At 59.1% G+C, this 8,171-nt stretch carries 7 protein-coding genes; 2 read left to right on the top strand and 5 right to left on the bottom strand.

Features of this window, described 5'->3' with window-relative positions:
- A partial coding sequence (locus C8D92_RS15790; RefSeq protein WP_207775187.1) for a hypothetical protein occupies window positions 1–209 on the top strand: 209 nt, incomplete at its 5' end.
- A 77-nt stretch (window positions 210–286) separates the two neighbouring features.
- On the opposite strand, the gene pssA is transcribed toward C8D92_RS15790, so the two are convergent.
- The 4 genes from pssA to C8D92_RS14035 all read right to left on the bottom strand — a co-directional run bounded on the left by pssA (window position 287) and on the right by C8D92_RS14035 (window position 4,531).
- Window positions 287–1,105: a CDP-diacylglycerol--serine O-phosphatidyltransferase gene (pssA, locus tag C8D92_RS14050; RefSeq protein WP_095611781.1), complete on the bottom strand. Its 819-nt coding sequence runs from the start codon at window positions 1,103–1,105 to the stop codon at window positions 287–289.
- Between the two features lie 148 nt (window positions 1,106–1,253).
- Window positions 1,254–2,270 (bottom strand): ketol-acid reductoisomerase, encoded by a 1,017-nt coding sequence (gene ilvC, locus C8D92_RS14045; RefSeq protein WP_095611780.1) that lies wholly within the window; start codon window positions 2,268–2,270, stop codon window positions 1,254–1,256.
- A 45-nt stretch (window positions 2,271–2,315) separates the two neighbouring features.
- Window positions 2,316–2,807, bottom strand: coding sequence for an acetolactate synthase small subunit (ilvN, locus tag C8D92_RS14040; RefSeq protein ID WP_095611779.1), 492 nt, complete (start codon window positions 2,805–2,807; stop codon window positions 2,316–2,318).
- 5 nt (window positions 2,808–2,812) lie between these two features.
- Complete coding sequence (locus C8D92_RS14035; RefSeq protein ID WP_095611778.1) at window positions 2,813–4,531, bottom strand: acetolactate synthase 3 large subunit; 1,719 nt, start codon at window positions 4,529–4,531, stop codon at window positions 2,813–2,815.
- 502 nt (window positions 4,532–5,033) lie between these two features.
- Between C8D92_RS14035 and C8D92_RS14030 the strand changes: the two genes are divergently transcribed.
- A complete protein-coding gene (locus tag C8D92_RS14030; RefSeq protein ID WP_116919721.1) occupies window positions 5,034–5,501 on the top strand; it encodes a DUF4124 domain-containing protein in 468 nt (155 codons plus the stop codon).
- 60 nt (window positions 5,502–5,561) lie between these two features.
- Here C8D92_RS14030 and clpB read toward each other — a convergent pair whose 3' ends face one another.
- The gene (gene clpB / locus C8D92_RS14025) at window positions 5,562–8,138 is read right to left on the bottom strand and encodes an ATP-dependent chaperone ClpB (RefSeq protein ID WP_095611776.1); all 2,577 of its coding nucleotides are present in this window, start codon (window positions 8,136–8,138) and stop codon (window positions 5,562–5,564) included.
- Between the last annotated feature and the right edge of the window lie 33 nt (window positions 8,139–8,171).

Here is an 8,171-nt window from a genome sequence, read left to right as displayed (position 1 = left end):
ACCGAACCAGCGCCCACACGAATTACTCAGTCTGCTTTTTAAAGAGCTGGGCTTTCGCCCTTAAGAGACCGCGCATGATACGCCAAATCTCTTTGCTGTCAACCGCTTATCGACAATTAATTTTGTCGGTTCCAGCTGACCGGGCCAAGCAACTTGTTGCCTGCCCCGTTGAAGTGCTGCGCATTCTACAGCCCTCAGACTGGCTGTAAAGCCTTTTTTCGGAGCGTTTCGGTTTTCCGAAACAGAGCGATCAAAACGTCACCAAAACAGCGCCCCAAAGGGGCGTTCAGGACGCCCCGGGGTCCGGCGTCGGCTTGCGACGAATCCGGCGAAACAATGCCCGGACCGGGCCAGACAGCCCATAAACCAGAAACCCGACAAACAGGACGGTCCCCGGGTCCTGAGCGATGATCACAAATGCCAGCACCACCACCAGAATCGCCGCAAACGGCACCCGCCCTTTGAGATCGAGATCCTTGAAGCTCTTATAGAAGATATTGCTAACCATCAGCACACCGGTGCCGGCCACCACAATAATCGTCAGCGCCTTCAGCCACAGCGCCTCTGTCTCCATCCCGTGAAAACACCACACCAGTCCGGCAACCGCCGCAGCCGCCGAGGGGCTTGGCAGCCCGACGAAGAACTTCTTGTCGACCGACCCAATCTGGGTGTTGAAGCGGGCCAGCCTCAGTGCCGCCCCGGCCACGAAGATAAAGGTCACCGCCCAGCCTACCTTTCCAAGGCTGTTGAGGGACCAGAAGAACGCCACCAACCCCGGCGCTACACCAAATGCGACCATGTCCGCGAGACTGTCGTACTCTTCACCGAACTTGCTCTGGGTGTTGGTCATCCTTGCGACTCGACCATCCAGACCATCGAGAAGCATGGACACAAAGATGGCAATCGCCGCATTCTCAAAAAAACCGTTCGCCGCCGAGACCATGGCGTAGAAACCGGAAAAGAGCGACGCTGTCGTCAGCAGGTTGGGCAACAGATAGATCCCTTTTCTCCGGACCCGCGCCCCCTCAACCATTTCCTCTTCGATCACCTCGCCATCATCGTCGCAGTGAAGGGCGTGGTCATCCTGTTGCTTGCCGTCAGTCATGGTGCACTCATTCACTTCTCAGGAGACTGTCATTGTAGCTGATATGCCATACAGGCGAAGCCACCAAAAAACGCGGCCCGAAGGCCGCGTTTTTTGTTCCGCGAAGAAGGAAGGGAACCACTACTCTGGAGCAGTCCCGATCATCGACTCAGTTCTTTTCCTTGTCGACGATCTTATTGGCAGAGATCCAGGGCATCATGCCACGAAGCTTCTCTCCCACCTTTTCGATCGGATGCTCAGCCGTGATGCGGCGCTGAGCCGTCAGTGACGGATAGTTGGTGTCGCCCTCCTGGATGAATGCCTTGGCATACTGCCCGGTGCGAATGTTCTGGAGCGCCTCACGCATCGCTTTGCGGGACTCGTCGTTGATCACCTTCGGGCCGGTGACGTACTCGCCGAACTCGGCATTGTTCGAGATCGAGTAGTTCATGTTCGCGATGCCGCCCTCGTACATGAGGTCGACGATCAGCTTGAGCTCATGCAGACACTCAAAGTAAGCCATTTCCGGCTCATAACCGGCATCGGTCAGCGTTTCGAACGCCGCTTTTACAAGCTCAACGGTGCCACCACACAGAACGGTCTGCTCACCGAAGAGGTCGGTTTCGGTCTCGTCCTGGAACGTCGTCTCGATGATACCGCTGCGACCCCCACCGATCGCACTGGCATAGGACAGCGCAATGTTCTTGGCGTTACCGGATTTGTCCTGATGGATTGCAATCAGGTCGGGAATACCGCCGCCACGCTCGAACTCGGTGCGGACGGTGTGACCCGGCGCCTTGGGCGCGATCATGATCACGTCCATATCGTTCCGCGCTTCGATCTGGTTGTAGTGAACGTTGAAGCCGTGCGCGAACGCCAGCGCAGAGCCTTCCTTCGCATTCGGTGCGATTTCGCCTTCGTAGATCGCCTTCTGGTACTCATCCGGCGCCAGCATCATGATGATGTCAGCCTCTTTGGACGCTTCCGCCACGGTCTTGACGGTCAAGCCGGCCGACTCCGCCTTCTGGCGCGAAGACGAGCCTTCACGCAGCGCAACGATCACCTCGACGCCGGACTCCTTGAGGTTGTTGGCGTGTGCATGCCCCTGGGAGCCGTAGCCGACAATGGCGACCTTCTTGCCCTGAACAATGGACAGATCACAGTCTTTATCGTAATAAACCTGCATGGATTTCCCCTGTTTCCAATGGCCTGTCGGCCACGTTGTTGATAATCAGATACTCAGAACTTTCTCACCGCGTGCGATACCGGACACGCCGGAGCGCACCACCTCAAGCACACCAGCCGTGCCGACGGAGTTGATGAACGCATCCAGCTTGTCGCTGTCGCCTGTCAACTGAACCGTGTAGACCGTATTGGTCACATCCACGATCTGCCCGCGAAAAATATCGACCGTCCGCTTGATCTCGGCCCGCTGGGAGCCTACCGCCTTGAGCTTGATCAGCATCAGCTCCCGCTCAATGTGGGAGCCTTCGGTCAGATCAACCAGCTTGACCACCTCAATCAGCTTATTAAGCTGCTTGGTGATCTGCTCAATGACCTTATCCGACCCAGTGGTTGTCACCGTGAGGCGCGAAAGCGTCTCGTCTTCCGTCGGCGCCACGGTCAGGGTTTCGATGTTGTAGTTCCGCTGGGAGAACAGCCCCACCACCCGGGAGAGGGCGCCCGGCTCGTTCTCCATCATCACCGATATGATACGACGCATGCTCGCTACACCCTCTCCGTCTTGCTGAGCCACATATCCTTCATGGAACCACGCGCCACCTGCATCGGGTAGACGTGCTCATACGGGTCCACATAGATATCGAGGAACACCAGCCGGTCCTTCATGGCGAACGCTTCCTTGAGCTTTGGCACCAGATCCTCCTTGCGATCAATCCGGATGCCAACATGACCATAAGCTTCCACCAACGCCATGAAATCGGGCAGCGAGTCCATGTAGGAATGGGAATGGCGGGACTCGTAATTCATGTCCTGCCACTGTTTCACCATGCCCAGCGCCTGGTTGTTCAGGTTCACGATCTTTACCGGCAGATTGTACTGACTACAGGTCGACAGCTCCTGAATATTCATCTGGATGCTGCCCTCACCCGTCACGCACAGCACTTCGTCTTCCGGGTAATTGAGCTTGACACCCATCGCCGCCGGAAAGCCGAAGCCCATCGTGCCCAGGCCACCCGAGTTGATCCAGCGATTCGGCCGATCGAACTTGTAATACTGGGCCGCGAACATCTGATGCTGACCGACGTCCGACGTGACATAGGCTTCGCCATTGGTGACTTCATACAACGCCTCAATGACTTCCTGCGGCTTGATGTACTTGTCGCTTTTCTCGTAGCGCAGCCCGTGGAACGCGCGCCATTCGTCGATCTGCTTCCACCAGGCATCCAGCGCTTCTTGGTCCGGCTTTTCCTTGCTCTCCTTGACCAGAGCGATCATTTCCTTAAGCACCGCGTCCACCGGCCCGACAATCGGCACATCGGCCTCGACGGTCTTGGAGATGGACGTGGGGTCAATGTCCACGTGGACGATGCGCGCACCGGGACAGAATTTGTCGGTCGCATTGGTGACCCGGTCATCGAACCGAGCCCCGATGGCCACCACAAGATCCGAATGGTGCATCGCCATATTGGACTCATAGCTGCCGTGCATCCCCAGCCAGCCGAGCGACTGCTTGTCGGTCGCCGGGAACGAGCCAAGCCCCATAATGGTGTTGGTCACTGGATGACCGAGCCTGTGCGCCAGATCGGTGAGCTCTTTCGAGGCCTTACCCAGAACGACACCGCCACCGGCATAGATGATCGGCCGCTTGGCCGCCAGCATCATCTCCACGGCCTTGCGAATCTGCCCCGCATGCCCCCGGATCGCCGGGTTGTATGAGCGCAGACTGACCTTCTTTGGGTAGTGATACTCGTAGCGCTCGTTGGGCGAGGTCATGTCTTTGGGGATGTCCACGACCACCGGGCCGGGACGCCCGGTCGAGGCAATGAAATACGCCTTGCGGATGATTTCCGGGATCTCAGACGGGTGCCGCACGGTCATATTGTGCTTCACCAGCGGTCGGGATACACCGATCATATCGGTTTCCTGGAAAGCGTCTTCACCGATCAGATGCGATGCCACCTGCCCGCAAAGGACGACCATCGGAATGGAGTCCATGGATGCGGTCGCGATACCGGTGATGGTGTTGGTCGCGCCCGGACCGGACGTTACGAGAACAGTGCCAGGCTTACCCGCTGCCCGTGCGTAGCCGTCCGCCATGTGCGCGGCAGCCTGCTCGTGGCGAACAAGAATATGCTTGACTCTGTCCTGCCGGAACAGCGCGTCGTAGATGTGCAGGGCGGCGCCGCCCGGATACCCGTAGATGTATTCAACCCCTTCATCCTCCAGGGCCCTGATCAGCATGTCTGCGCCAGACAGTAACTCCACTTTCGATAACCCTCGTTACGTGTGAATGTTCCGGGCCGCCGGACGGACGCCGCCGCCTCAACGAACCGGTTGCCTGGATCTCCGGGCCTGGCTTCTTTTGAAAGCCCTGCCGGATATTCGCCACACTCGACGACGCAGAGGTTGTCTCTTGGCCCACCGGACTCCTGAGGGTGCCGGAGTCCGGCTCAATCAAAGGGGCTGGCGTGCTGCAATACCAGCCCGTCGCACCGGTTTCCGGCGCGAGCTTGTTCCAGTGTGGTCAAGCAAGGGGATACGGCTCGGGGTCGCCTGCAGTATCAGCCCCACGTTCAGGCAATCAGTAATTGTGACAGGGCCATATCCGCTGTCAAGGCTGCAAGGGCCGCTCGGGGGCGGCGGCCGCGGACCGCCAGACCGGGAATCGATGAGCAAGTCCACAGTTTTTGGCTAGAATGGAGGCAAGCGCGGCCCAGCAATGGCAGAATAACGAACAGCGTCAGCACGAAAACAGGTTGTATAGTCCATGAAACCGATTTTGCTCACAATGACCGCCGTATTGCTCATGCTCTCGGGACACGCGGCGGCGGAATCCGTCTATAAATGGACCGACGAAGACGGTGTCACCCACTTTGGTGACCGGCAGCCATCCGGACAGCAGTCGGAAAGCGTGGACGTCAAAACGGGCACAAGCCAATCGCCAGGCAACCGCACCAGCGCGACCGAGCAGGTGGAGGCCCTGAACGAGGAAAAGGCGCGGGAACAGGAACAACAGAAACAGTCACGTGCTGAAGAAGCGCGTCGAAAGCAGCAACAGAAGAACTGCGAGATCGCGCGCGAGAACCTCAACACTCTGAACACCTACAGCCGCATACGAGTTCAGGGTGAAGACGGCGAGCAGCGCTACCTCACCCCTGAAGAAATCGAGGAGCGCAAGGCCAAGTTCCAGGCCGTCGTGGAGGACAGCTGCAACCCCGACAACGGCGCGCAGTAAGTACTTCCCCGGCAAAAAAGCCCCGGTCAACGACCCGGGGCTTTTTGTTGCTACGCCGTGTCAGGCCGCGGTGAAACTCAGTCGATCACTGTCCACATCCGCACGGATGACATCCCCCGCTGAAAAATCCCCCTGCAACAGGCGCTGAGACAGCGGGTTCTCGATCAACCGCTGGATGCTGCGCTTGAGCGGTCGGGCACCGTATACGGGATCGAACCCCACCGCGGCGAGACGATCAAGCGCGTCGTCGCTGAGTTCCAGAGACATCTCCTGCTCCGCCAGACGCGCATTGAGCGCTTTGAGCTGAATATCAGCGATACCGCGGATCTGATCCTGCGCCAACGGATGAAAGACCACGACTTCATCGACCCGGTTGATGAACTCCGGTCGGAAATGGGTCCCCACGACTTCCATGACCGACGCTTTCATGGCCTCGTAGTTCTCCTCGCCCGCCTGCTGTTGAATGATGTCCGACCCGAGGTTTGACGTCATCACGATGACGGTATTGCGGAAGTCCACGGTCCGGCCCTGGCCATCGGTCAAACGCCCATCTTCCAGCACCTGCAGCAGAATGTTGAAGACATCCGGATGGGCCTTCTCCACTTCATCCAACAGAAGCACGGAGTAGGGGCGGCGACGAACCGCCTCTGTCAGGTAGCCGCCCTCCTCGTAGCCGACATAGCCCGGCGGGGCACCGATCAGGCGCGCCACGGAGTGTTTCTCCATGAACTCCGACATATCGATGCGCACCATCGCCTCTTCCGTGTCGAACAGGAACAGGGCCAGCGATTTGCACAGTTCGGTTTTGCCGACACCCGTCGGGCCGAGGAACAGGAAGGACCCGTTCGGACGGTGCGGATCGGCCAGACCGGCCCGTGAGCGCCGAACTGCATTGGACACCGCCTCGACCGCCTCGTCCTGACCGATCACCCGCTCGTGCAGCGCCTCTTCCATGCGCATCAGCTTGTCTTTCTCGCCTTCGAGCATCTTGGAGACTGGGATACCGGTCCACTTAGACACCACTTCGGCGATTTCATCCTCCGTCACGCGGTTGCGCAGGAGGCGCATTTCCATCATTTCGGCCTGGCTGGCCATATCAAGCTGGCGTTCCAGATCCGGGATCTTGCCGTACTGGATTTCGGACATGCGGCCAAGGTCACCGGATCGCCGGGCATTTTCCAGCTCGATTCTGGCTTCCTCCAACTGGCTCTTGATCTTCTGAGTGCCGTGGAGTGCCGCTTTCTCCGTGTTCCAAACCTCTTCCAGATCCGCGTATTCGCGTTCCAGGTCCGTAATCACCTCAGACAACTCGGACAGCCGCTTGCGAGAGGCGTCATCTTTCTCCTTCTTGAGCGCCTCACGCTCGATCTTCAGCTGAATCAGACGCCGCTCCAGCCGGTCCAGCGATTCCGGCTTGGAGTCCATCTCGATACGGATCTGGCTCGCGGCCTCATCCACCAGGTCAATCGCCTTGTCCGGCAACTGCCGGTCGGTGATATAACGGCTGGAAAGCTTGGCCGCAGCGATGATGGCACTATCGGTAACCTCCACCCCATGGTGGACCTCATACCGCTCCTTCAACCCACGCAGGATAGCGATGGTGTCTTCATCGGAGGGCTCATTGACGAGCACCTTCTGGAAGCGCCGCTCCAGCGCCGCGTCCTTCTCAAGATTCTCGCGGTACTCGTCCAGCGTGGTGGCGCCCACGCAATGCAGTTCCCCGCGCGCCAGGGCCGGCTTGAGCATATTCCCCGCATCCATGGAGCCTTCGGTCTTACCGGCTCCCACCATCGTGTGCAGCTCATCAATGAACAGGATGATGCGGCCCTCTTCCTTGCCGAGCTCCTTGAGGACCGACTTCAGGCGCTCCTCAAAGTCCCCCCGGTATTTGGCACCGGCGAGCAACGCCCCCAGATCCAGTGCCAGGACGCGTTTGTCCCGGAGGCCGTCCGGGACCTCCCCGTCCACGATGCGTTGGGCCAGCCCCTCGATGATGGCGGTCTTACCCACTCCGGGCTCGCCAATCAGAACCGGATTATTTTTCTGCCGCCGCTGGAGCACCTGAATGGTGCGCCGGATTTCGTCGTCACGACCGATAACCGGGTCGAGCTTGCCGCTCTCGGCTCGCTCGGTCAGATCCACGGTGTACTTCTCCAGCGCCTGCCGGGTTTCCTCCGCGGACGGGTCATCCACACTCTCACCGCCGCGCACCTGCTCGATGGCGGTTTCGAGAGCGTTCTTATCCAGTTGATGCTCGCGCAGGATCCGCCCCAGAGATCCGCGGTCCTCCAGAGCCGCCAGCAATACCAGTTCGCTGGAAATGAACTGGTCCTTGCGCTGCTGAGCCAGCTTGTCGGCGATATTGAGCAATCGCCCCATGTCATTGGACATGGCGACATCGCCGGCCGAATCCTGGACTTCCGGCAGGTTATCGATCTCCCGGGCGACCGCCTGACGCAGGCGGGTCGGCTCGACGCCCACCTGTTTAAGCAACGGCCTGACAGACCCACCCTGCTGATCCAGCAGGGCCTGCATCAGGTGGACCGGCTCGATGAAATTGTTGTCGTGCCCGACGGCAATGGACTGCGCATCCGCCAATGCGGTCTGCAACTTACTCGTCAGTTTGTCGATTCGCATGTTAGCCCCTGTATTTCTGCATGCCGTGACGTC

Origin of the sequence: Tamilnaduibacter salinus (assembly GCF_003096655.1) — a bacterium.
Classification (GTDB): Bacteria; Pseudomonadota; Gammaproteobacteria; order Pseudomonadales; family Oleiphilaceae; genus Tamilnaduibacter; species Tamilnaduibacter salinus.
The sequence above is the reverse complement of the archived record's forward strand: the minus strand, read 5'-3'. Positions and strand labels throughout refer to the sequence as shown.

Coding starts and splice junctions, on each gene's coding strand:
- C8D92_RS14030 (WP_116919721.1), top strand. CDS start 5,034: ATGAAACCGATTTTGCTCACAATGACCGCCGTATTGCTCATGCTCTCG.
- ilvC (WP_095611780.1), bottom strand. CDS start 2,270: ATGCAGGTTTATTACGATAAAGACTGTGATCTGTCCATTGTTCAGGGC.
- pssA (WP_095611781.1), bottom strand. CDS start 1,105: ATGACTGACGGCAAGCAACAGGATGACCACGCCCTTCACTGCGACGAT.
- ilvN (WP_095611779.1), bottom strand. CDS start 2,807: ATGCGTCGTATCATATCGGTGATGATGGAGAACGAGCCGGGCGCCCTC.
- clpB (WP_095611776.1), bottom strand. CDS start 8,138: ATGCGAATCGACAAACTGACGAGTAAGTTGCAGACCGCATTGGCGGAT.